We start from the raw sequence: 23,197 nt of genomic DNA on the forward strand, positions 1-23,197 counted from the left end.
CGAACACCCTAGCCCGCCCCCGGCGCGCCGATGCGCGGGTGGCCGCAATACACGCCGGAAATTCGAACTCCTGACCGACTCCTCACCCGAAAGAGGTGAACCGGTGCCGGTCCGCGGACCGGGGCCGCACGCCGCCGGGCGGTGCGGCCCCGGCCCGTCACAGCGAACCGATCAGGCGGTCGACCCGCTCGTCGACGGCCCGGAACGGGTCCTTGCACAGCACGGTGCGCTGCGCCTGGTCGTTCAGCTTCAGGTGCACCCAGTCCACCGTGAAGTCACGGCCCGCGGCCTGGGCCGCCGCGATGAAGTCACCCCGCAGCTTCGCCCGGGTGGTCTGCGGCGGCGTGTCCTTGGCCAGCTCGATTTCGCCGTCGTCGGTGATCCGCCGGACCAGGCCCTTGCGCTGCAGCAGGTCGAAGATGCCTCGGCCCCGCCGGATGTCGTGGTAGGCGAGGTCGAGCTGGGCCACCCGAGGGCTGGACAGGTCGAGATTGTGCTTGGCCTTGTAGCGCTCGACCAGCCGGTGCTTGATCGCCCAGTCGATCTCGGTGTCGATCTTGCTGAAGTCCTGCTGCTCGACCGCGTCCAGGGCGCGGCCCCACAGCTCGATGACGCGCTGCGCGGTCGGGCCCGAATCGTTGGCCTTCACGTGCTGGACCGCCCGGCCGTAGTACTCGCGCTGGATGTCCAGCGCCGAGGCCTCGCGCCCGCCCGCCAGCCGCACCGGCCTGCGACCGGTCAGGTCGTGGCTGATCTCGCGGATCGCCCGGATCGGGTTGTCCAGGGTGAAGTCCCGGAACTGCACCCCCTGCTCGATCATCTCCAGCACCAGGTTCGCGGTGCCGATCTTGAGCAGGGTGGTGGGCTCGGCCATGTTCGAGTCCCCGACGATGACGTGCAGGCGCCGGTACCGCTCGGCGTCGGCGTGCGGCTCGTCCCGGGTGTTGATGATCGGCCGGGACCGGGTGGTCGCGCTGGAGACCCCTTCCCAGATGTGCTCGGCACGCTGCGACAGGCAGTACACCGCGCCGCGAGGGGTCTGCAGCACCTTGCCCGCGCCGCAGATCAGCTGACGGGTCACCAGGAACGGCAGCAGTACGTCGGCGATGCGGGAGAACTCGCCGGCGCGGGTCACCAGGTAGTTCTCGTGGCAGCCGTAGGAGTTGCCTGCCGAGTCGGTGTTGTTCTTGAACAGGAAGATATCGCCGCCTATGCCCTCGTCGGCCAGCCGGCGCTCCGCGTCCACGAGCAGGTCCTCGAGGATCCGCTCGCCCGCCTTGTCGTGCGTGACCAGCTGGACCAGGTCGTCGCACTCCGCGGTGGCGTACTCGGGATGGGAACCCACGTCCAGGTACAGGCGTGAGCCGTTGGAGAGGAACACGTTCGACGAGCGCCCCCACGACACCACCCGCCGGAACAGGTATCGGGCAACCTCGTCCGGGGAGAGCCGGCGCTGCCCGTGAAAGGTGCAGGTGACGCCGAACTCGGTCTCGATGCCAAAAATCCGCCGCTGCATCTCTCAATGCTAGGCGTTTTCGCGGGGTGTGCGGTGCGCCGTTCGGGCGGCGGCTCGACCCGGCTTCGCTCGCCCGGCGTGGTCAAAGCATCCTTGACCCGGCCATGGCGGTTTCTTGACGGTGTTGGATGATGACGGGAGTCCCTGCCACCTGGGGGTTCACGACGACAGGGGACGTGGTGTTCGAGGCTGCGCACAACTGCCTGCAGCAGGGCGCGTCGTGGTGCGGCGCGGCCCCTCTCGCACGTGTGGGTGACCCGGTCATCCCGGAAGACGTGGCCCGCCACGTGCGGGAACTCGGCCCGCTCGAGTCGCCGGTGATCTGGTGGACCTTCGCGGGCTGGTCGGTGGCGCTGCTGGCGGTGGCGGTGTTCTTCCGGCACCGGCGCAGGATCGGGCGCCGGGCCGGGATCGCCGCGCTCGTCTGCTTCCTGCTCGCCGCGGTGACCGGCGTCAACACCTACGTCGGCTACGTCCGCACGGCCCACGATCTGGGCCGCCTGCTCCAGCGGGCCTCCGGGCCGATCGCGGCGATGGGACGGCTGCTGGACGACGGGCGCAACGGGCCCGAGGAGGGCAGCGGGCCCCGGCAGGTCCACGACCGGGGCGGCGACCGTCCCGACGACCTGCACATCGAGCAGGTCGAACTGCCCGACCCGCCGCACGCCATCCCGTCCGGGCACACCTTCGTGCTGCTCCCGCCTGGCTACGCCCAGCCCGAGAACGCGCAACGGCGCTACCCCGTGGTGTATCTGATCCACGGCTACCCGTACGGCGGGCCGGAGGACTGGCTCACCTCGGGCGACGCGCCCACCACGCTGCGCATGCTCTACGCCGACCACGCCATCGCCCCGGCGATCGTGGTCAGCGTGGACATGACCGCGGGCCAGCCCAGCCGCGACTGGGAGTGCCTGAACGTGCCCGGCGGGCCACAGCTGGAGTCCTACCTCGCACAGACCGTGGTGCCCACGATCGACCAGCGCTACCGCACCGTGGCCGACCGCGGCGAGCGGGCGCTCGGCGGCATGTCCGGTGGCGGCTACTGCGCGCTCAACATCGGCCTGCACCACGTGGACCAGTTCGGTTCGCTGCTGATCGCCCTGCCCTACGACACGCTCGGCGACGACCAGGACCTGCTACACGGCGACCGGAACCTGATCGAGGCGAACACGCCGCACGACTACCTGCCGACCATGCCCTTCGCGCACCCGGTCGCGGTGATGCTGGCGGTGGGCACCGGTGCCCCGACCGACGTGGACACCGCCAAGACCATCGCGGCCGCCTTCGAGGCCCGCGGCCAGGAAGCCGTGGTACACATCGAGCACGGCTTCAACCACACCTGGCACACGGCCCGTGCCGCGCTGCCCTCCCTGCTGATGTTCGCCGACCAGCGCTTCACACCGCCCGCCGCCGGCCCCTCCGCCGGACCGCCCCCCACGGCGGGCCCCGGCGGCCCTGTCCCGCCGCCACCCGGCCGCCCTTCGCGCGGCCACCACCGCGACCGGCCGTGAGCGAGTCCGCAGTGCAGCCGTGAAGGGCCCCTTCACGGTCGTATCGACTGTGAAGGGGCCCTTCACGGCAAAGTCCGTCGCCGGGGCTGCGCGGGGCTGTCAGCTGTTCTGGGTGCCGGACCCTTCCTGGTCGGCCGGCTTCTCCCCGCCTTCGTCGGCGGGCTCCGGCTCGGGAGCGGGCAGCAACGCCTCCAGGGCTTCGCCGGTGATCCGGCGGAAGGCGCGACGCGGACGGGTGCGGTCCAGCACGGCGACTTCGAGCTTGACGGGCCCGCCGTCACCGTTGTGCGGCGAGGTCGAGCGCAGCGTCTTGACCGCCATCGGCAGCGCCTGCTCCAGCTCGAAATCCTCTTCGAACTCTTCCTTGAGCTTGTTCACGATCGGTTCGGTCTGGCCGCCCATCACCACGAACTGCGGCTCGTCGAAGATCGAACCGTCGTAGGTGAGCCGGTAGAGCTGGTCCTCGGCCGGGCTGGCCCCGACCTCGGCGACGCAGATCTCCACCTCGTAGGGCTTGAGCTGCTCGGTGAAGATGCTGCCCAGCGTGGCCGCGTAGGCGTTGGCCAGCGCCCGCGCGCTGACGTCGCGGCGGTCGTACTGGTAGCCCTTGAGGTCGGCGTGCCGGATACCGGCCACCCGCAGGTTTTCGAACTCGCTGTACCGGCCGACCGCGGCGAATCCGATCCGGTCGTAGATCTCGGAGAACTTGTGCAGCGTGGTCGACGGGTTCTCGGCGACGAACAGCACCCCGTTGCGGTACTTGAGCACGACCACACTGCGCCCGCGCGCGATGCCCTTGCGAGCGAGCTCCGAACGCTCGCGCATCAACTGCTCGGGTGAGGCGTACAGCGGCAACGTCACGGCTTGTGCTCCAAAGCGCTCGGTGGAACGTGGGACTGGGCGGTGGGATCGGTGGGGTCGGTCAGCTACGGCCCTGAGCGGCCCGCTCGGACCGGCCGGTCACCACGGCCTGGGCCACCGCGGAGGCCTGCTCCTCGGCCAGCGGCACCGCACCGTGCTCACCGGTGATGGTGATGACCGTCGGGAAGATCCGCCGGACCAGGTCGGGCCCGCCGGTGGCGGTGTCGTCGTCGGCCGCGTCGTAGAGCGCCTCGACGGCGGTGCGCACCGCGGCCTCGGCGTCCGCGTCGGGGTCGTACAGCTTCTTCAGCGAAGACTTGGCGAACAGCGAGCCGGAACCGATCGCGTGGTACCCCGCGCGCTCCTCGTACCGGCCCCCGGTGACGTCGTAGGACACGATCCGGCCCGCGCGCTTCGGGTCCTCCGCCTCGGTGTCGTAGCCGACGAACAGCGGCAGCACCGCCAGCCCCGCCATGGCCGCGTCGAGGTTGCCCTTGACCATGCCTGCGAGCTTGTTGGTCTTGCCGTCCAGCGAGAGCGGCACGCCCTCGATCTTCTCGTAGTGGGCCAGTTCGACGGTGTAGAGCCGGACGAGCTCGAGCGCGATGCCCGCGGTGCCGGCGATGCCCACCGCCGAATAGTCGTCGGTGACGTGGACCTTCTCCATGTCCCGCGACGCGATGAGGTTCCCCGAGGTCGCGCGGCGGTCGCCGGCGATCAGGACACCGCCGGCGAAGGTGACCGCGACGATCGTGGTGCCGTGCGGTGCGTCCACCTCACGGGATGGCGCACCGGCGGCAGAGCGGCCCGGAAGCAGGTCGGGGGCCTGCATCCGGAGGAACTCGGCGAAAGAGGAGGTCGTGGTCGAGAAATAGGCTGCGGGCAGCGAAGAACCCGAGGAGCCCGAGGTGCGTTCCATACGTGCTCGTGATTCCCATCAACGAAGGTGGGCGGGGGTCGGATTTCGGAGGTGGAGCCTAGTGGGCCGGACCCGCCGGGCTACTCGCCGCCCTTTTGCACGTACGCGCGGACGAAGTCCTCAGCGTTCTCCTCCAGCACGTCGTCGATTTCGTCCAGGATCGTGTCGACGTCCTCGCCGAGCTTCTCCCGGCGCTCCTGACCGGCTGGGGCCGCACCCTCGAGCTCTTCGTCGGAGTCGCCGCCGCCGTGCTTTTCGATCTTTTCCTGTGCCATCTCGCCTCCCGGTGAGCTGTTGGTTCTAGCCTACCCAGTGACCATGACAATCGGGATGGTCATGGACACGGTTAGTCGGCGGTGGTGAGCGCCTCCACCAGTTCCTCGGCCGTGTCCGCCTCGTCCAGCAGCTTGCCGACGTGGGCCTTCGTGCCGCGCAACGGCTCCAGGGTGGGGATGCGGACCAGCGATTCCTTGCCCACGTCGAAGATGACCGAATCCCAGGAGGCGGCGGCGATGGAGGTCGCGTACTTCTCCAGGGTGCGGCCGCGGAAGTAGGCCCTGGTGTCCAGCGGCGGGTTCGTGATGGCCGCCTGGACCTCCTCCTCGGTCACCAGGCGCTTCATCGACCCCCGGGTGACCAGGCGGTTGTAGAGGCCCTTGTCCAGCCGTACGTCGGAGTACTGCAGGTCGACCAGGTGCAGCCGGGGCGCCGCCCAGCCGAGCTGGTCACGGTTGCGGTAGCCCTCGAGCAGCCGCAGCTTGGCGGGCCAGTCGAGCCGGTCGGCGCATTCGGCGGGATCACGCGCCAGCGCGTCCAGGATCTCGCCCCACACCCGCAGGACCTCCTTGGACTGCGCGTCCCCGCCCTCGCGCTCGAGGAAGGCCGAGGCGAGTTCGTGGTAAGCGAACTGGAGGTCGAGGCCGGTGTACTTGCGCCCGTTGGCCAGCGCCACCTTGGTCTTCAGCGTCGGGTCGTGGCTGATCTGGTGCACCGCGCGCACCGGCTCGTCGAGCTTGAGGTCGTCGAACCGCTGCCCGGCCTCGATCATGTCGAGCACCAGCGCGGTGGAGCCGAGCTTGAGGTAGGTCGAGTACTCGGCGAGGTTCGCGTCCCCGACGATCACGTGCAGCCTGCGGTACTTGTCCGCGTCGGCGTGCGGCTCGTCGCGCGTGTTGATGATGCCGCGCTTGAGGGTGGTCTCCAGGCCGACCTCGACCTCGATGTAGTCGGCACGCTGGGACAGCTGGAAGCCGGCCTCCTCCCCCTGCGGGCCGATGCCCACCCGGCCCGAACCGGTGACCACCTGGCGGGAGACGAAGAACGGGGTGAGCCCGGCGATGACCGAGGTGAACGGGGTCGACCGGGACATCAGGTAGTTCTCGTGGGTGCCGTAGCTGGCACCCTTGCCGTCCACGTTGTTCTTGTACAGCTGCAGCTGCGGCTGCCCGGGCACGGTCGCGGCCTTGAGCGCGGCCTCCTCCATCACCCGCTCGCCCGCCTTGTCCCAGATCACCGCGTCGCGCGCGTTGGTGACCTCGGGCGCGGAGTACTCGGGGTGGGCGTGGTCGACGTAGAGCCGGGCGCCGTTGGTCAGGATGACGTTGGCCGCGCCGAGGTCCTCGACGTCGGGATCGTGGCCGGAGCCGCCGGGGCCCGCCAGGTCGAACCCGCGCGCGTCGCGCAGCGGCGATTCCACCTCGTAGTCCCATCTGGCGCGCCGTGCGCGCGGGATGTCGGCCGCAGCCGCGTAGGCCAGCACCACCTGTGTCGAGGTCAGCACCGGGTTCGCGGTCGCGTCGCCCGGCACCGCGATGCCGTACTCGACCTCGGTTCCCATGATCCGCCGCATACCCCAAGCCTACGGGTAGTCGGGCCGATTGCGCAGGAAGGGACCGGGGCAGGAAGATCACGGATGGGACACTCGAAGGAGCCATGAGAGGGCCGGGAACGACCGCGGAGACCACGTGACGCGCGTCACCACCAGAGATGACGAGGCGAGCACACGGCCACCGCGATCTGGTCCGTTCAGGTGACGGCGCCCGGGGCTACGGCGTCTCCCTTCCGGGAATGCGCTTACTCGGTCCGGGGCCGTGCCCTCAAGGTGGCCTTGAGGCTCCGGCTTCAGCCGGTGGGAAGTTTCTTCGCGGCCAGCGGGGTCACGCTCTTGACCGCGTCGGTGGCCCGGGCGGCGGTGCTCGCGGTGACCTGCAGCCCGGACAGCACATGCCCGGCGGCGAGCAACACAGTGCAGGTGGCGCCCTGGCACCAGGCGTGCACCGCGGTCGCCCCGGGGGGCAGCTGGATGTTCAGCTTCGTGCCGTCGCACTGCACCTGGGCGAGCACGTCGGTGGCGGGACGGTCGAGATAACCGGTGACCAGCTGGGTCAGGGAGGCGCCGCTGCCGTAGACCCAGGTCGACCCGCGCGGATCGCCGGCGGGCACCGCGTTGAAGCACGCGGCGTTGTCGGCGCGGCTGGCCGCCGCGTGCACGCCCTCCTTCGCGAGATCGTCCTTGGTCAGCACCGCGGAGGCGACCTCGTCGGCGATCGCCTCGCGGGCGGCGGCAGCGGGGTCCACGGCCGCCGCCGAGACCGGCGCGGACGACGAGGCGGCCGCCGAGGCATGCACCGAATCGGTGGCCGGCGCCGTACTGTCGTAGTAGGTCTCGAGGTTGTTGGGGCGATTGGCACAACCGGCGAGTCCGGTCAGCGCAACCGCAGCCAGGACCACGAACCTTCCCTGACGCACCGAATTTTCCCCTTCGTGATCCGACCTTGGGCGCCGAGACTAACCGAACCGTTCAGCGCCAATGCAATGAGGACCGCCGTCCCCAGTACTCGCCGGGCTGCTCGGCCAGCGTGGCCAGGGCGCGCAGTTCCCCTTCGAGGAGGTTCACCCTGGTCGCGGCCAGATTGGCGGCCAGTTGCGCGGGGCTGGCCGGGCCGGTGAGGACGCGGTCCGCCCAGGGGCGGGCCAGCACCGCGGCGATCGCCACCGCGTCGGGACCGACGCCGTGGCGGGCCGCGATGCGGGCCAGGATCGGGGGCGGGTTCACCACCAGCCTGCCATTGGCCAGCGTTTCCTTGACCAGCACCAGGTTCCCCGCGGCGTGGGCCTCGGCGAGCGCGCGGCCCGCCGAAGGTTCGAGCAGGTTCCAGGTGGACTGGACCGAGGTGAACACCGGTTTCCCGGCGACCTCCAGTTCGAACGCGCGGCGGATCACCGCCGCCTGGTGCGGGCCGGAGGTGGAGAAACCGACCCGCACGCCGTCGTCGGTCAGTGCGGCCAGCGCGCGCAGCAGCGGCTCGTCGGTGAACAGCGGGCTGTCCAGGGTCAGGGAATGCACCTGGTAGAGGTCGATCGCCGAACCCAGCAGCTGCCTGCTTTCCGACCACTGCCGGGAGAACCCGCCGGCGGAATGCTCCTTGACCTCGTGCATCGTGGCGTCGAGCCGCCAGCCGCCCACATAGGTGTAGCCCCACTTGCTGGAGATCACCAGGTCCCGGTGGCCGCGTTCGGCCAGCCACGCGGCGAGGAACTCCTCGGCCCGCCCGTAGGAACGCGCGACGTCGATCCAGCGGATCCCCGCCCGGTAGGCGGCGTCCAGCACGGCATGGGTGGCGCGCCGCATCGCGGCCACGTCGCGGTCCGCGGGCAGTTCCTCCACCCGGCCGAGGTTGATGTAGGCGGGCCGCCCCAGCGCGGCCAAGCCGAGTCCGATGCGCAGCGGAGTGGTCCCTTCTGTGCGGTGGCGTCTCCGTGAGACATAAGCATCGGCTATGTCTCACGGAGGACGTTATACGCCTTCCGCCCTCCGGCGCAGGATTTCCAGCCACTGCTGCGAGTCGAGCGCCTGGCGGTGCAGCTTTTCCAGCCGGGCCGCGGGCGCCCGGACATAGCCCTTGCCGAAGACGGGCGCGATCTGCCGCAGGCTCGCCCCCTGTTCACGGGCGGCCAGCAGGGCCCAGTCCGAGGCATCGGCACAGGCGGCGGAAGCCCGCCTCAGCTCACCCAGGACGGCGATGAGGCCGTCGGCGTCCACCCGGCCGGACTGCACGGCCCGCGCCGTCTCCTCCAGCCAGGCCAGGACGTCCGCTTCGGTGATCGGCGCCCGGGGGCGCAGCGGTTCGGGCATGAAGTCAGGCTCGCTCACACCGCGCAGTATAGGCCGTTATACACCTGCCGGTGACGGTTTTCCCGGCACACGAAAGGGCCGCCGGTCACCGCGGTGACCGGCGGCCCTGCTCCGCGGACGGCCTAGAGGTACTGGCCGGTGTTGGTCGCGGTGTCGATCACGCGGCCGGAATCCTGGTTCTTGCCGGTGACGAGCGTGCGGATGTAGACGATCCGTTCGCCCTTCTTGCCGGAGATCCGGGCCCAGTCGTCCGGGTTGGTGGTGTTGGGCAGGTCCTCGTTCTCCGCGAACTCGTCCACGATCGCGTCGAGCAGGTGCTGCACCCGCAGACCGGGCTGCTTGGTCTCCAGCACCGACTTGATCGCCGACTTCTTCGCCCGGTCCACGATGTTCTGGATCATCGCGCCCGAGTTGAAGTCCCGGAAGTAGAGGATCTCCTTGTCCCCGTTGGCGTAGGTGACCTCGAGGAAGCGGTTCTCGTCCGTCTCCTCGTACATGCGCTCGACGGTGTGCTGGATCATCGCGTCGATCGTGGCCTTGCTGTCCCCGCCGAACTCGGCGAGGTCGTCGGCGTGGATCGGCAGGCCGGAGGTGAGGTACTTGGAGAAGATGTCCTTGGCACCCTCGGCGTCCGGACGCTCGATCTTGATCTTCACGTCGAGCCGGCCCGGCCGCAGGATCGCCGGGTCGATCATGTCCTCCCGGTTGGAGGCACCGATCACGATGACGTTCTCGAGCCCCTCCACACCGTCGATCTCCGACAGCAACTGCGGCACGATCGTGGTTTCCACGTCCGAGGACACGCCGCTGCCCCGGGTGCGGAAGATCGACTCCATCTCGTCGAAGAAGACGATCACGGGCGTGCCGTCGGAGGCCTTCTCCCTGGCCCGCTGGAAGATCAGGCGGATGCTCCGCTCGGTCTCCCCGACGAACTTGTTCAGCAGCTCCGGGCCCTTGATGTTGAGGAAGTACGACTTCGCCTCGGCGGCGCCGGCGTCCCCGCGGGCCTCCGCCACCTTCTTGGCCAGCGAATTCGCCACCGCCTTGGCGATCAGCGTCTTCCCGCAGCCGGGCGGGCCGTAGAGCAGCACACCCTTCGGCGGCCGCAACTCGTACTCGCGGTAGAGGTCGGCGTGCAGGAACGGCAGTTCGACAGCGTCCCGGATCTGCTCGATCTGCCTGCTCAGGCCCCCGATGTCCTCGTAGCGGACGTCGGGCACCTCTTCCAGCACGAGATCCTCGACCTCGGCCTTGGGCACCCGCTCGTAGGCGTAGCCCGCCTTCGAGTCGACGAGCAGGGAGTCACCCGGCTTGAGGGGCTCCTCGGCCAGGGGATCCGACAGCCAGACCACCCGTTCCTCGTCGGCGTGCCCCACGACCAGCGCGCGGGCGGTGCCGCCCTCGGTGACCGGGGCGAGCACCTCGCGCAGGGCGCAGACCTCGCCCGTGCGCTCGAAGTCGCCGCCTTCCACCACGGTGAGGGCCTCGTTCAGCCGCAGCGCCTGGCCGCGCCGCAGCGACTCGATCTCCACCGCGGGGGACACCGAGACCCGCATCTTGCGGCCCGCGGTGAACACGTCGACCGTGTTGTCCTCGTAGGCCTGGACGAACACGCCGTACCCGCTGGGCGGCTGGGCGAGGCGGTCGACCTCCTCGCGGAGTGCGAGGAGCTGACCGCGGGCCTCCCGCAAGGTCTCGACCAGCTTGCTGTTCCGCTCGGTGAGCTGGGCAACCCGTTCGGACGCCTCCGCGAGACGCTGTTCCAGCACACGGTTCTGTCGGGGTGAATCGGTCAGTTTCCTCCGCAGCAGTGCGACTTCCTCCTCGAGGAAACGTAGCTGCCGCGCCTGCTCGTCGGACGTCGTTCCAGCTCCAGTCGTCTCTGAAGGGTCGGCTTCTTCATGCCGACCTCCGGGAAGGTCGTGTTGCATGTCGGCACCTCCTCGGAGTGCTTTTCATCCACGGTACCGGCGATCACCGACATGAAAAGGCCTATCCGCATCACAGGATTGGCGCGTCGCACCGGATGCACGAACGAACGCCGAACGCAAGCGCCCGTCACGGTGCCAGGTGAACCGGCGGGAAAGCTACGTTCCGTAAGTATCGGTGAACACAGCGCGGCCGAGCGGGTTGTGCGCTCTCCACCCATGTCACGACCACCCAACCGAGCCTTTACGGGACGTTCACGTACGGCTTCCCCCTCGGACCGTGCTCAAACCGGAGGGGAGCGGTGTCCGCCGGGAAGGTCGTATGGGTCTCTTCCCCGGACCGTGCCCGCGGGCACCGGAGATGCTGGACGATCAGCACCGGAGCGCGCCGCTACGATCCCTGGCGTCACCGCAACCGAAACAGGCCCTGAATTCTGCCTTCCCGCGAACCGGACTGCGTTCCCGTGCGTCAAAGGTGGGCATTTCACCGACCTCCGAGGGGGAACCCGCTCATGACGTACCCGCCGACCGGCCCGTACGGCCAGCCCGGACCGTACGGCCAACCTGGACAGCCCGGACAACCGGGACAACCCGGCCAGCCTGGACAACCCGGCCAGCCCTATCCCGGCGCGGGCTTTCCTCCCGGCGGCTCGCAGCCCCAGCCGGGCGCTTTCCCCGGCGGCCCCCAGCAGCAGGGTGGTTTCGGCCAGCAGCCCGGGCCGTACGGCCAGCCCGACCAGCAGTGGGGCGCCTACCCGGGCGGCACTCCCGACATGCCGCCGAAGAAGAAGAAAACCGGCCTGATCGTCGGGATCGCCATCGCCGCGGTGGTCCTGATCGGCGGCGGGGTCACCGCCCTGATCCTGCTGACCGGCAACTCGAAGAACAGCTCGGGCGGGACCGCCCAGGGCGCGCCCGGCGGCTCGACCTCCGCCCCCGCCGGCAGCACCCTGGCCGCCCCCGGCACCCCGGCCTCCTCCCCCAGGCGGAGCAGCACCCAGAGCTCCGGTGGCTCGGCCGCCGGCGCCAAGGGGGTCGCCCAGGCCTTCGCCGACGCGTTCAACGCGCGCGACATCGACAAGTTCGTGGGGCTGATGTGCACCCGTCCCACCGACGCGCAGATCGAAAACGGCAGGCAGAAGTGGAAGACCCTGCCGTCGGACTACCACGTCACCGTCACCGGAGACCCGACGATCACCGGCACGACGGCCACCGTCCCGATGACGGCGACCTCGAGCAAGGGGCCGGAAAACGACAACATCCAGCTCAAGCTGCAGAACTCGCAGTGGTGCCTCGACGTGTCGTGACCGTTTTGCGAGGGGAAGGGACGACCCCGTGAACCAGCCACCGCATCAGCCCGGGCCGTGGGGCGCGCCGGGTCCGTACGGCCACCCCGGGGGCGGGTTTCCCCCCGGGGGCGGATTTCCCCCCGGGGGCCCGGACGGCCCTGCACCCCAGCGGAAGAAGACTGGGCCGATCGCCGGGCTCGTCGTGGCCGGGGTGGTCCTGATCGGGGGTGGCGTCACCGCCACGGTGCTCCTCACCGGCGGCAAGGACGGCAACGGCACCCCGGTGACAGCCGCCTCGCAGGCCCCGCAGCCCGCACAGGGAGCATCGGCCACGCCGCCGTCCGGCGCACCGTCCTCGGCTGCGGCGGCGAGCGGCGCCCTCGACGTCGCCAAGGCCGTGGCCGATGCGTACAACAACGGCGACGCCTCCGCGTTGGAGACGCTGACCTGCCCGGAGGTGTCGCCCAAGCCGTCGCCCCACCAGGGGGTCACCATGGAGATCACCGGCTCGCCGCGGGCCCAGGGAGACCTGATGCTGGTCCCCGCGCGGGTCACCGGCCCCCGCGGCACCAAGGACTTCGCCTTCGCCCTCCGCCGCACGGCCGCTAGCTGGTGCTACGCCAGCGACGCCGAGAACTGACCCGGCCCCCACGGCCGGGCCGGGGCCGGGGGGTGGTCAGCCCTTGCTGGGGCGGCGTTGCGGGCGCGGCGGGGTCACGCCGTCGGCGAGCCTGCGGGTGGTCAGCAGGAAGGCCGTGTGCGCCACCATGCGGTGCTCCGGCCGCACCGCCAGGCCGACCACGTGCCAGGGCCGCATGAGCGTCTCCCACGACTCCGGCTCGGTCCACCCCTGCTGCTCCCGCAGCGCCTCGGTCACCCGGGACAGCTGGGTGACGGTCGCGACGTAGACCACCAGCACCCCGCCCGGCACCAGGTTCCGGTGCACGACGGGCAGCACGTCCCACGGGGCGAGCATGTCGAGGACCACCCGGTCGACCTCGCCGGTGTGCGTGGCGAGGTCGGCCACGGTCAGCGTCCAGTTCTCCGGCTTGCCGTGGAAGAACTTTTCGACGTTGCGCACCGCGTGCTCGGCGTGGTCCTCCCGGACCTCGTAGGAGGTGACCGTGCCCTGCGGCCCCACCGCGCGCAGCAGTGAGCAGGTGAGCGCACCCGAGCCCGCACCGGCCTCCAGCACCCGCGCCCCGGGGAAGATGTCGCCCCACATCACGATCTGGGCGGCGTCCTTCGGGTAGATCACCTGAGCGCCACGGGGCATCGACAGTACGTAGTCGGCCAGCAGCGGGCGCATCGCGAGGTACGAGGTCCCGCCCGCGGAAGCGATCACCGAGCCTTCGGGCCTGCCGATCAGGTCGTCGTGCTTGAGTGCCCCACGATGCGTGTGGTACTCCTCACCCTCGGTCAGCACGATGGTGTAGTGCCGGCCCTTCGGATCGGTCAACCGCACCCTGTCCCCGGGTCTGAACGGCCCGCTTACCGACACTGAACCTCCACGCTTTCGAAAAACCGGCAGCGACCGATCTTCGCAGATCACGAGCGGAGTCCTTCAGCGGGGACGGCGCGCGAGCGCGACGCGCAGGTCCTCCCGGCGCAGCACCCCCGAGGGGCGGCCCTCGTCGTCCACCACGAGGAACTGCCAGGCGGGTGTCTCGCGGACCCGTTCGGCGATGTCCTCGCCCGGCTCGGAGGCGATGAGCACGGTTTCGGCCCGGATCGGCTGGGCGGCCAGTTCCGCGGGCGCGTGCGGGGAGGTGGCCGCCAGCCGCTCGGCCTCGGTCTCGTCGAGCAGGCCCGCCGCCACCCCGTCGGCCCGGACCAGCACCACTCCGCGCCCGGCCGAAGCGGCCAGCGCGTCGGATACGGGGCTCTCCGCGGGAAGTTGCAGCACGGGCCGGACCAGATCGGCCAGGCGCAGCCCCTCCGGCCAGCTCCGGCTGGTTTCCGCGGCCAGTTCACCGCCCGCGCCCATCGCCACGAACCAGGCGGTGACCACGCACACGCCCAGCCGCAGCCACTTGTCCTGACTGCCGTCGGCCAGCCCGAAGATCGCCCAGACCAGCAGTCCCGCGGCGACCAGGCCGCCGCCGAACACCGCGGCCCTGGTACCCCCGGCCCGCCGTCCGGTCAGCGCCCACACGCCCGCGCGCAGCAGACGCCCGCCGTCGAGCGGCAGCCCCGGCAGGAGGTTGAACACGCCGACGGCGACGTTGGCCACCGCGCACTCGGCGACCAGCAGCCAGGCCGCGCTCTGCCCCGGCACGGCGAGCAGCAGCAGGCCGCACAGCGCGGCGAGCGCGAGCGAGACGACCGGTCCGGCGCCCGCGACCAGCCCCTCCTGGCGCGGCCGCTTCGGCGTTCTCGCCACTTCGGACAGTCCGCCGAGCAGGAACAGCCGCAGCCGCCGCACCGGGATGCCCAGCCGCAGCGCGACCACGCAGTGCCCGAGCTCGTGGGCCAGCACCGACAGGCCGAGCAGCACCGCGAAGGCCGCCGACAGCAGCCACGAGGTCAGCGTGCCCGCCTCGGGCAGCAGACGGCTGACCATCGGCTCGTAGAGCACGATCACCGCGAGCGAGCCGATCCACCACGAGGGCGCGAGCACGACCGGGACCTCCTGCACGCGGAACAGCAGGAGGCCGCCGTCGGCGGTGGTGACGTACCGCCTCGCCCGGCTGGGGTGGTGCTCGCTGGTCGCGGCCATACGAGCAAGGGTAGAGCGCGCGATGTGGGACGGACGTGACACCGGCGGCGCGGGGGCGGGGGAACTGTCGGTGCGCTGCCATAGGGTGCACGCATGGCAACCACGGCAGCGGCAGACGAGCAGGCCGGTAACCGGCGCGAGGTGCGGCGCCCGGCGCTGTCGCCGTCGCGGGCGAGCGATTTCAAGCAGTGCCCGCTGCTCTACCGCTTCCGCGCGGTGGACCGCTTGCCCGAAGTACCCACGAAGGCGCAGTTGCGCGGCACGCTGGTGCATTCCGTGCTGGAGCGGCTGTTCGCGCTTCCGGGGCCCGAACGGCTGCCCGCCCGTGCCAGGGAACTGCTTGCCCCGGCCTGGTCGCAGCTGTCGGACCAGCGCCCGGAATGGGCCGAGCTGTTCGCCGGGGAAGACGAGGAGCAGGTTCGGTCCTGGCTGTCCAGCGCGGAAAAACTGCTGGACAGCTACTTCGCGCTGGAAGACCCGCGGCGGCTGGAACCGGAGGCGTGCGAGCTGCACGTGGAAATCGAGCTCGGCTCCGGTGTGCTCCTGCGCGGCTACGTCGACCGGCTGGATGTCGCCCCCACCGGCGAAATCCGGGTGGTGGACTACAAGACCGGGGCCGCGCCGAGGGAGATCGGCGAGGCCAAGGCGATGTTCCAGATGAAGTTCTACGCGGTGGTGCTGTGGCGCCTGCGCGGCATCGTGCCCCGCCAGCTCAAGCTGATGTACCTCACCGACGGGCAGTCCCTGGCCTACACGCCGGACGAACCCGAACTGCGGCGCTTCGAGCGGACGCTGGAGGCGATCTGGGAAGCGATCCTGCGGGCCGGGCGGACGGGGGATTTCCGGCCCAATCCCGGCAGGTTGTGCGACTGGTGCGCCCACCAGGCGCTGTGCCCGTCCTTCGGCGGGACCCCGCCGCCCTACCCGGGCTGGCCGGAACCGGACGCAGGCGACGAAACCCCCTTGGACCGAGCGGACTGACATGACCGAAAGCGCTTTTTACCTTCCCCGCGGCGAGGACCGTTTCCTGGCCACGGAGCACACCGCCGGGCCGTGGTCGCCCAACGCCCAGCATTTCGGCCCGCCGTCGGCCCTGCTGGTCCGTGCACTGGAACGGCTTCCGCTCAGCTGGCCCGGCAGGCTGTCGCGGGTGACCGTGGAGATACTCGGACCGGCACCGCTGGCCGAGTTTTCCGTGCAGGCCAAGGTGGAACGACCGGGCCGGTCGGTCGAACTGGTCACCGCCGAACTCGTCACCGACGGGCGCGCGGTGGCCAGGGCCTCGGCGTGGCGGGTGATCGCCTCCGACACCGGCACACTGGCCACCCCCACCCCGGCGGACTGGCCTTCCCCACAGGAGTGCGGCCCCTCGGGATGGCCGGAAGGCTGGCATACCGGCTATCTGACCGCGATGGAGTGGCGCACCGTCTCCGGTTCGGTGACCGGTCCCGGCCCCGCCGCGGTGTGGGTGCGGCAGCGGGTACCACTGGTGGCCGGGGAGGAACCCAGTCCGCTGCAGCGGTTGTTCACCGTCGCCGATTCGGGCAGCGGGATCTCGAACTTCCTCGATCCGCGCCGGTGGTGGTTCATCAACAGCGAACTGACGGTGCACGTCCAGCGCGTGCCGGAGGGCGAGTGGATCGGGCTGGACGCCGCCACCGTGATCGGCCCTGACGGCGTCGGCGTGGCCACGAGTACCCTTCGCGATCTCGGCGGAGCGGTGGCGCGGGGTGCGCAGGCGCTGATGGTGCGGGAGCGCTGAAGCGCCGCCTGCCGTCCGGGTAGGGAAAACACGCAGGGGACCTCTCCCGCAGCCTGCCCGAGATCCACTAACCTTGGCCAGAACGACGGACACCTGGGAGCGCTCGAGTGCAGATCACCTCGGTGGTCAACCAGAAAGGCGGCGTCGGCAAGACCGCGCTGAGTGTGGGCACGGCGGCCGCGCTCGCCGAGCGCGGGCGCCGGGTGCTGCTCATCGATCTCGATCCACAGGGGCATGCCACGACCGAGATGCTCGGCCTCCCCGAACTGCCCGCGGAGGCGCCGAGCCTGGCCAAGGCGCTGACCAAGGCGTGGAAGGGGCCGGTCGAGGAGCTGGTCGTCCCCCATCCCCGCAGCAACATCGGGCCGGGCGGGGCGTTCGACGTGATCCCCACCGCCCCCGGCATGTTCGACCTGATCCGGCGTCTGGACAACTTCCGGGTCCCGGGCTGGCAGCTGGCGCGGGTGATCCAGTTCGCCAACTACGATCACGTGATCATCGACTGCCCGCCCGCCCTGGATTTACTGACCAACAACGCGCTGGCGGCCACGCACGGCATCCTGGTGCCGGTGCAGCCGGACCGCACCAGCATCCGCGCGTTGCGGCTGCTCAACGACCAGCTGGCCTTCGTGCAGCAGGCGGTGAACCGCGATCCCATCCCGTACTTCGGGGTGGTGCCGGGCCTGTACCGCAGGCCGATGTCGAGCTATGCGGCCGCCGCGCTCAACGAGTTGCAGAGCTTCGGCTACCCGCTGCTGCCGCACGTCCCGCTCGGGGTGGTGATGAACGAGGCGGCCGCGCACGGGGTGCCGGTGACCACGTTCGCGCCGGAAACCACGCAGGCGGTGGCGTTCCGGCAGATCGCCGCGGTCCTCGACGACTACAGCATCCAGCGGCCGGCACCGGCCGTGGTGCCGGTCGCGGACGAGTTCGTCTTCGAGGACTTCATCACCGAAGTGGCGCGCGCCCGCGACGCCAACGACACGGGCACCCGCAAACGCCTCTACGACCTGCTTCCCAAGAAACCGAAGCAGTAGGCAGACCTACAACCGGCAGGAGCGGATGTCGGAGGCCAGTACGGCCTTCGCGCCGATTTCGGCCAGCTCGTCCATGATGTGGTTGACCTTCTTGCGCGGCACCATGGCCCGCACCGCGACCCAGCCGGGGTCGGCGAGGGGGGCGACGGTGGGCGATTCGAGGCCCGGGGTGATCGCGACGGCCTTTTCGAGCAGCGTGCGGGGGCAGTCGTAGTCGAGCATCATGTACTGCTGCGCGAACACCACGCCCTGCAGGCGGGCGGTGAGCTGCGACTTCGCCTTGTCGGGCGCGGAACCGGCCCGCTGGACGAGAACCGCCTCCGACACGCAGATCGGGTCGCCGAAGGCCACCAGGTTGTGCTGGCGCAGCGAGCGGCCGGTCTCCACCACGTCCGCGATGGCGTCGGCCACACCGAGCTGCACCGAGATCTCCACCGCCCCGTCGAGCCGGATGACCTCGGCCTCCACGCCGTGGGTGGCGAGGTCGTCGGTGACCAGGTTCGGGAACGAGGTGGCCACCCGCCTGCCCGCCAGGTCGGCGGGCTTCCAGTCCTGCCCGGCGGGCGCTGCGTAGCGGAAGGTGGAGGCACCGAAGCCCAGCGCGAGGGTCTCCTCCACCTGGGCCCTCGAGTCGATCGCCAGATCGCGGCCGGTGATGCCCAGGTCGAGCTCGCCGTTGCCCACGTAGATCGGGATGTCCTTGGGCCGCAGGAAGAAGAACTCGACCTCGTTGACATGGTCGAGGACGGTCAGATCGCGGTCATGTCGCTGTCGGTACCCGGCCTCGCCGAGCATCTCCGCCGCCGGACCGGCCAGCGCTCCCTTGTTCGGCACCGCAACCCGCAGCATGCCCTTCACTCCCGTTCTTACAAGTAGCGGTAAACGTCCTCGGTGCTCAGCCCGCGGCCGAGCATGAGTACCTGTACCCGGTACAGCAGCTGGGAGATCTCCTCCGCGAGCCGCTCGTCCGATTCGTGCTCCGCCGCGATCCAGACCTCGCCGGCCTCCTCGAGCACCTTCTTGCCCTGTGCGTGCACGCCCGCGTCGAGCGCGGCGACGGTACCCGAGCCGGCGGGCCGGGTCTTCGCACGCTCGGTCAGCTCGGCGAACAGCTCATCGAAGGTCTTCACGGTCTGTAGATACTTCCATCCGCCACCGGGCGCCGTCGATCCGGCCCGCTCCCCGCCGCGTCCCGATCATCGGGCCGGGCGGGGAAAGTGCGCCGCGCCACACCGCCGGTCACCGCGCGAAGATCTCCGCGAGCGCGGAGGCGTCCAAGCCGATCAGCGAGGAGCGGAGGACGCGCCGCTCCCCCGGTTCGACCGGCACGTCGTTGGGCACCACCAGCACGACGCAGCCGGCCGCGACGGCCGAAGCGGTGCCGGGGTGGGAGTCCTCCACGGCCAGGCAGCGGGCCGGGTCGACTCCGAGCAGGCGCGCCGCCTTCAGGTAGGGCTCGGGATGCGGCTTGTTCAGCCCGTCCACCTCGTCGCCGCACACCTCGACGTCGAAGAACTCGCGGCCGATGGTGCGCAGCGCCAGTTCGGTCAGCGAGCGTTCCGTCGAGGTGACCAGCGCGGTGGGCAGGCCCGCCGAACGGACCGCCTCCAGCGCCTCGCGCGCCCCGGGACGCCAGGGCAGCGTGTCGGCGAACAGCCGCGCGGTCCGGTCCCGGATCCAGTCGCCGGTGGCGGCGATCCCCTCCGGCGTCACCGGCCGCCCGGTGACCTCGAGCAGATAGCTCGCGGTGGCGGTCATGTTCGACCCCACCAGGGTCAGCCGCTGCTGTTCGGTGAGCCTGCCGCCGAGCCATTCCGCCGCCTCGTACAGCGCGACGTCCCACAGTTTTTCCGAATCGACCAGCGTGCCGTCCATGTCCCAGAGCACGGCCGCCAATCCGTCCTGTGTGGACGGTCCAGTCAAGGTGTTCCCTTCCCTCACGTGTTGAAGTACTTGGCTTCGGGGTGGTGGCAGACGATGGCGTCGGTGGACTGCTCGGGATGGAGCTGGTACTCCTCGGAAAGCTTGACCCCGATGCGGCCCGGTTCGAGCAGTTCGACGATCTTGGTGCGGTCCTCGATGTCGGGACAGGCGCCGTAGCCCAGGGAGAAGCGGGCGCCGCGGTAGCCCAGCTTGAAGTACTCCTCGATCGCCTGGGGATCCTCGTCGGCCAGCGAGTTCCCGGAGGCGAAGTGGAGTTCCTGGCGTACCCGGCGGTGCCAGTACTCGGCGAGCGCCTCGGTCAGCTGCACGCCGAGGCCGTGCACCTCCAGGTAGTCGCGGTAGGCGTTGGCGGCGAACAGTTCGTTCGCGTAGTCGGCGATCGGCGCACCCATGGTGACCAGGGTCAGCGGCAGCACGTCCACCTCACCGGCTTCGAGCGCCGCCTCGCGGGGCCGGTAGAAGTCGGCAAGGCACAGGTGCCGGTCGCGTTTCTGGCGGGGGAAGGTGAACCGGCAGTGCTCCGGGGCGCCGGGGCGGGGTTCGGAGAGCACCACGAGGTCGTTTCCCTCGGCCACACAGGGGAAGTAGCCGTAGACGACGGCGGCGTGCTGCAGCACGCCGTCGGTGGCCAGCCGCTCCAGCCAGTAGCGCAGGCGCGGCCGCCCCTCGGTCTCGACAAGTTCCTCGTAGGTGGGTCCCTGGCCGCCCTTGGCGCCGCGCAGGCCCCACTGGCCGAGGAAGGTGGCGCGCTCGTCGAGATAGGCCGAATACTCGGCGACCGGAATGCCCTTGACCACCCGGGTTCCCCAGAACGGCGGCGTGGGCAGGGGCACGTCGGTGGCCACGTCGGAACGGGCCGGGATCTCCTCGGGCTCCTGGCGGGCCTTGCGCGCCTCGGCGATGCGCAGCGACCGCTCCCGGCGCGCCTTGCGCTCGGCGCGCTTGGCCTCGGCCTCCGGGTCCGCCGCGGGGGCCTCCCCGCGGCGGGCGGCCATGATCTGGTCCATCAGGTGCAGGCCCTCGAACGCGTCCCGCGCGTAGTGCACCTCGCCCTGGTAGATGTCGGACAGGTCGTTCTCCACGTAGGTGCGCGTCAGCGCGGCCCCGCCGAGCAGCACCGGCCACCGCTGCGCGACCCCGCGGGAGTTCATCTCCTCGAGGTTCTCCTTCATGATCACCGTGGACTTCACCAGCAGGCCGGACATGCCGATCGCGTCGGCCCCGGTCTCTCCGGCCGCGTCCAGGATCGCGGTGACCGGCTGCTTGATCCCGAGGTTGACCACCTCGTAGCCGTTGTTGGACAGGATGATGTCCACCAGGTTCTTGCCGATGTCGTGCACGTCGCCCTTCACGGTGGCGAGCACGATCCGGCCCTTTCCGCCCGAGGAATCCTTTTCCATGTGCGGTTCCAGGTAGGCGACGGCGGTTTTCATCACTTCGGCCGACTGCAGCACGAACGGCAGCTGCATCTGGCCGGAACCGAACAGCTCACCGACGGTCTTCATGCCCGCCAGCAGGGTTTCGTTGATGATCTCCAGCGGCGGCCGCTGCGTCATCGCCTCGTCCAGATCGGCTTCCAGTCCGTTGCGCTCGCCGTCCACGATCCGGCGTTCCAGCCGCTCGAACAGCGGCAGTCCGGCCAGTTCCTCGGCGCGGGAAGCCTTGCTGGAGGCCGCGGAAACGCCTTCGAAGAGCTCCATCAGCTTCTGCAGCGGGTCATAGCCCTCCCGCCGCCGGTCGTAGACCAGGTCGAGGGCGACCTGGCGCTGCTCCTCGGGGATGCGCGCCATCGGCAGGATCTTCGAGGCGTGCACGATCGCGGTGGACAGCCCCGCCTGGACGCATTCGTGCAGGAACACCGAGTTCAGCACCTGGCGGGCCGCCGCGTTCAGCCCGAAGGACACATTGGACACCCCGAGCGTGGTCTGGACCTCGGGATAGCGCCGCTTGAGCTCGCGGATCGCCTCGATGGTCTCCAGCGCGTCGCGCCGGACCTCCTCCTGCCCGGTGGAGACCGGGAAGGTCAGGCAGTCCACGATGATGTCCGAAACGGACATGCCCCAGTTGGTGGTCAGGTCCTCGATCAGCCGCGTGGCGACCCGGACCTTCCACTCCGCCGTGCGGGCCTGGCCCTCCTCGTCGATACACAGCGCGACCACGGCGGCGCCGTGCTCGCGCACCAGCCGCATCACCTTCTGGAACCGCGAATCCGGGCCCGCGCCGTCCTCGTAGTTCACCGAGTTGACCGCGCACCGCCCGCCCAGGTGCTCCAGGCCCGCCCGCAGCACCTCGGGTTCGGTCGAGTCCAGCATGATCGGCAGGGTGGACGCGGTGGCCAGCCGCCCGGCCAGCTCCGCCATGTCGCGGGCCCCGTCGCGGCCCACGTAGTCCACGCACAGGTCGAGCAAGTGCGCGCCGTCGCGGGTCTGCTCCCGGGCGATCTCCACGCAGTCCTCGTAACGGCCTTCGAGCATCGCCTCGCGGAACTTCTTCGACCCGTTGGCGTTGGTGCGCTCACCGATCATCAGCACCGACGCGTCCTGTTCGAACGGCACCGCCTGGTACAGCGAGGACAGCCCGGGCTCCGGGCGCGGGCTCCGCTCGGCGCGCGAGGTCTCGCGCACCGCCTCGGCGAGTTGCCGGATGTGCTCGTCGGTGGTTCCGCAGCAGCCGCCGACCAGGCCCACCCCGAACTCGCGCACGAAGCCCGACAGCGCCTCGGCCAGGCCCTCCGGGGACAGCGGGTACACCGCCCCGTCCGGCCCCAGTTCGGGCAGGCCGGCGTTCGGCATGACCGACAGCGGCACCCTCGCCGAACGCGACAGCGTGCGCAGGTGCTCGCTCATCTCGGCGGGACCGGTCGCGCAGTTGAGGCCGATCAGGTCGATGCCCAGCGGCTCCAGCGCCGCCAGCGCCGCCCCCACCTCGGTCCCCAGCAGCATCGTGCCGGTGGTCTCCACGGTCAGGGACGCGATCACCGGGACCCGGCGGCCCTCGCGTTCCATCGCCCGGTGCGCCGCCACGACGGCCGCCTTGGTCTGCAGGATGTCCTGGGTGGTTTCCACGATCACCGCGTCGGCACCGCCCGCCAGCAGGCCCCGGACCTGCTCGAAATACGCGTCCCGCAGCCGGGCGTAGGGCGCGTGCCCCAGCGTCGGCAGCTTGGTGCCCGGGCCCACCGAACCCAGCACGAACCGGGGCCGCCCGGCCGCCGAGAACTCGTCCGCGGTCTCCCGCGCCAGCCGCGCCCCCGCCTCGGACAGTTCGAAGATCCGGTCCTCGATGCCGTACTCGGCCAGGTTCGCCCAATTGGCGCCGAAGGTGTTGGTCTCCACCGCGTCCGCACCGGCCTCCAGGTAGCCGCGGTGGATGCCCCGGACCACGTCCGGCCGGGTCACGTTGAGAATCTCGTTGCACCCCTCCAACCCGGCGAAATCGTCCAGGGAGAGGTCATGGGCCTGCAGTGCGGTCCCCATCGCTCCGTCGGCCACGACGACACGGGTGGCGAGGGCATCCAGCAGTGGCGACGAAAGGTGATCCGGCATGTCGTCCAGGCTACGGTCTCCCCGCTCGTGC

Annotated in this window: 21 protein-coding genes; 6 read left to right on the plus strand and 15 right to left on the minus strand. The window is 70.5% G+C overall.

The genetic code is table 11. The annotated features are described in order from the left end of the window. Positions 1 to 157: 157 nt before the first annotated feature. Positions 158 to 1,516, minus strand: coding sequence for a Pup--protein ligase (gene pafA / locus ORV05_RS20035; protein WP_268441176.1), 1,359 nt, complete (start codon positions 1,514 to 1,516; stop codon positions 158 to 160). A gap of 131 nt (positions 1,517 to 1,647) precedes the next feature. Between pafA and ORV05_RS20040 the strand changes: the two genes are divergently transcribed. Then, positions 1,648 to 3,027, plus strand: coding sequence for an alpha/beta hydrolase (locus ORV05_RS20040; RefSeq protein ID WP_268441178.1), 1,380 nt, complete (start codon positions 1,648 to 1,650; stop codon positions 3,025 to 3,027). A 99-nt stretch (positions 3,028 to 3,126) separates the two neighbouring features. On the opposite strand, the gene prcA is transcribed toward ORV05_RS20040, so the two are convergent. The 8 genes from prcA to arc form a co-directional block, all read right to left on the minus strand. Continuing rightward, on the minus strand, positions 3,127 to 3,888 hold the full coding sequence (prcA, locus tag ORV05_RS20045) for a proteasome subunit alpha (RefSeq protein ID WP_268441180.1): 762 nt from the start codon (positions 3,886 to 3,888) through the stop codon (positions 3,127 to 3,129). Positions 3,889 to 3,949: 61 nt separating this feature from the next. Beyond that, positions 3,950 to 4,807 carry a proteasome subunit beta gene (gene prcB / locus ORV05_RS20050; protein ID WP_268441182.1) on the minus strand — a complete coding sequence of 286 codons (858 nt, stop codon included), beginning with the start codon at positions 4,805 to 4,807 and terminating at the stop codon, positions 3,950 to 3,952. 80 nt (positions 4,808 to 4,887) lie between these two features. Beyond that, the gene (locus ORV05_RS20055; RefSeq protein WP_144592203.1) at positions 4,888 to 5,082 is read right to left on the minus strand and encodes a ubiquitin-like protein Pup; all 195 of its coding nucleotides are present in this window, start codon (positions 5,080 to 5,082) and stop codon (positions 4,888 to 4,890) included. Positions 5,083 to 5,153: 71 nt separating this feature from the next. Further along, the gene (gene dop / locus ORV05_RS20060) at positions 5,154 to 6,656 is read right to left on the minus strand and encodes a depupylase/deamidase Dop (protein ID WP_268441184.1); all 1,503 of its coding nucleotides are present in this window, start codon (positions 6,654 to 6,656) and stop codon (positions 5,154 to 5,156) included. A 272-nt stretch (positions 6,657 to 6,928) separates the two neighbouring features. Next, positions 6,929 to 7,537: a hypothetical protein gene (locus ORV05_RS20065; RefSeq protein WP_268441186.1), complete on the minus strand. Its 609-nt coding sequence runs from the start codon at positions 7,535 to 7,537 to the stop codon at positions 6,929 to 6,931. 70 nt (positions 7,538 to 7,607) lie between these two features. Continuing rightward, positions 7,608 to 8,507 (minus strand): aldo/keto reductase, encoded by a 900-nt coding sequence (locus tag ORV05_RS20070; RefSeq protein WP_268759827.1) that lies wholly within the window; start codon positions 8,505 to 8,507, stop codon positions 7,608 to 7,610. Between the two features lie 96 nt (positions 8,508 to 8,603). After that, positions 8,604 to 8,942, minus strand: a complete 339-nt coding sequence (locus ORV05_RS20075) for a hypothetical protein (protein WP_268759828.1) — start codon at positions 8,940 to 8,942, stop codon at positions 8,604 to 8,606. A 122-nt stretch (positions 8,943 to 9,064) separates the two neighbouring features. After that, entirely contained in the window at positions 9,065 to 10,873 is a 1,809-nt protein-coding gene (gene arc, locus ORV05_RS20080; protein WP_268441188.1) for a proteasome ATPase, read from the minus strand. Between the two features lie 509 nt (positions 10,874 to 11,382). On the opposite strand from arc, the gene ORV05_RS20085 reads away from it, so the two are divergent. Together ORV05_RS20085 and ORV05_RS20090 are read left to right on the plus strand one after the other, a co-directional pair. Beyond that, entirely contained in the window at positions 11,383 to 12,177 is a 795-nt protein-coding gene (locus tag ORV05_RS20085) for a flagellar basal body-associated FliL family protein (protein WP_268441190.1), read from the plus strand. A 28-nt stretch (positions 12,178 to 12,205) separates the two neighbouring features. Beyond that, positions 12,206 to 12,799, plus strand: a complete 594-nt coding sequence (locus tag ORV05_RS20090; RefSeq protein ID WP_268441192.1) for a hypothetical protein — start codon at positions 12,206 to 12,208, stop codon at positions 12,797 to 12,799. A gap of 36 nt (positions 12,800 to 12,835) precedes the next feature. On the opposite strand, the gene ORV05_RS20095 is transcribed toward ORV05_RS20090, so the two are convergent. Both ORV05_RS20095 and ORV05_RS20100 read right to left on the minus strand, forming a co-directional pair. Further along, positions 12,836 to 13,660: a tRNA (adenine-N1)-methyltransferase gene (locus ORV05_RS20095; RefSeq protein WP_268441194.1), complete on the minus strand. Its 825-nt coding sequence runs from the start codon at positions 13,658 to 13,660 to the stop codon at positions 12,836 to 12,838. Positions 13,661 to 13,723: 63 nt separating this feature from the next. Next, positions 13,724 to 14,878 carry a site-2 protease family protein gene (locus tag ORV05_RS20100; RefSeq protein ID WP_268441196.1) on the minus strand — a complete coding sequence of 385 codons (1,155 nt, stop codon included), beginning with the start codon at positions 14,876 to 14,878 and terminating at the stop codon, positions 13,724 to 13,726. Between the two features lie 93 nt (positions 14,879 to 14,971). Between ORV05_RS20100 and ORV05_RS20105 the strand changes: the two genes are divergently transcribed. The 3 genes from ORV05_RS20105 to ORV05_RS20115 all read left to right on the plus strand — a co-directional run bounded on the left by ORV05_RS20105 (position 14,972) and on the right by ORV05_RS20115 (position 17,677). Continuing rightward, positions 14,972 to 15,859, plus strand: coding sequence for a RecB family exonuclease (locus tag ORV05_RS20105; RefSeq protein ID WP_268441198.1), 888 nt, complete (start codon positions 14,972 to 14,974; stop codon positions 15,857 to 15,859). Position 15,860: 1 nt separating this feature from the next. Next, a complete protein-coding gene (locus tag ORV05_RS20110) occupies positions 15,861 to 16,640 on the plus strand; it encodes a thioesterase family protein (protein WP_268441200.1) in 780 nt (259 codons plus the stop codon). 107 nt (positions 16,641 to 16,747) lie between these two features. Next, on the plus strand, positions 16,748 to 17,677 hold the full coding sequence (locus ORV05_RS20115; protein ID WP_268441202.1) for a ParA family protein: 930 nt from the start codon (positions 16,748 to 16,750) through the stop codon (positions 17,675 to 17,677). A 6-nt stretch (positions 17,678 to 17,683) separates the two neighbouring features. Here ORV05_RS20115 and hisG read toward each other — a convergent pair whose 3' ends face one another. From hisG to metH, 4 genes are all read right to left on the minus strand, one after another. Beyond that, a complete protein-coding gene (gene hisG / locus ORV05_RS20120; RefSeq protein WP_268441204.1) occupies positions 17,684 to 18,526 on the minus strand; it encodes an ATP phosphoribosyltransferase in 843 nt (280 codons plus the stop codon). A gap of 17 nt (positions 18,527 to 18,543) precedes the next feature. Continuing rightward, positions 18,544 to 18,807 carry a phosphoribosyl-ATP diphosphatase gene (locus ORV05_RS20125; protein ID WP_144590259.1) on the minus strand — a complete coding sequence of 88 codons (264 nt, stop codon included), beginning with the start codon at positions 18,805 to 18,807 and terminating at the stop codon, positions 18,544 to 18,546. Positions 18,808 to 18,916: 109 nt separating this feature from the next. Continuing rightward, on the minus strand, positions 18,917 to 19,552 hold the full coding sequence (locus tag ORV05_RS20130) for an HAD family hydrolase (protein WP_268759829.1): 636 nt from the start codon (positions 19,550 to 19,552) through the stop codon (positions 18,917 to 18,919). Positions 19,553 to 19,614: 62 nt separating this feature from the next. After that, the gene (gene metH / locus ORV05_RS20135; RefSeq protein WP_268441206.1) at positions 19,615 to 23,166 is read right to left on the minus strand and encodes a methionine synthase; all 3,552 of its coding nucleotides are present in this window, start codon (positions 23,164 to 23,166) and stop codon (positions 19,615 to 19,617) included. Positions 23,167 to 23,197: the final 31 nt, after the last annotated feature.

It is taken from the genome of Amycolatopsis cynarae (assembly GCF_026802195.1).
Taxonomy (GTDB): Bacteria; Actinomycetota; Actinomycetes; order Mycobacteriales; family Pseudonocardiaceae; genus Amycolatopsis_E; species Amycolatopsis_E rhizosphaerae.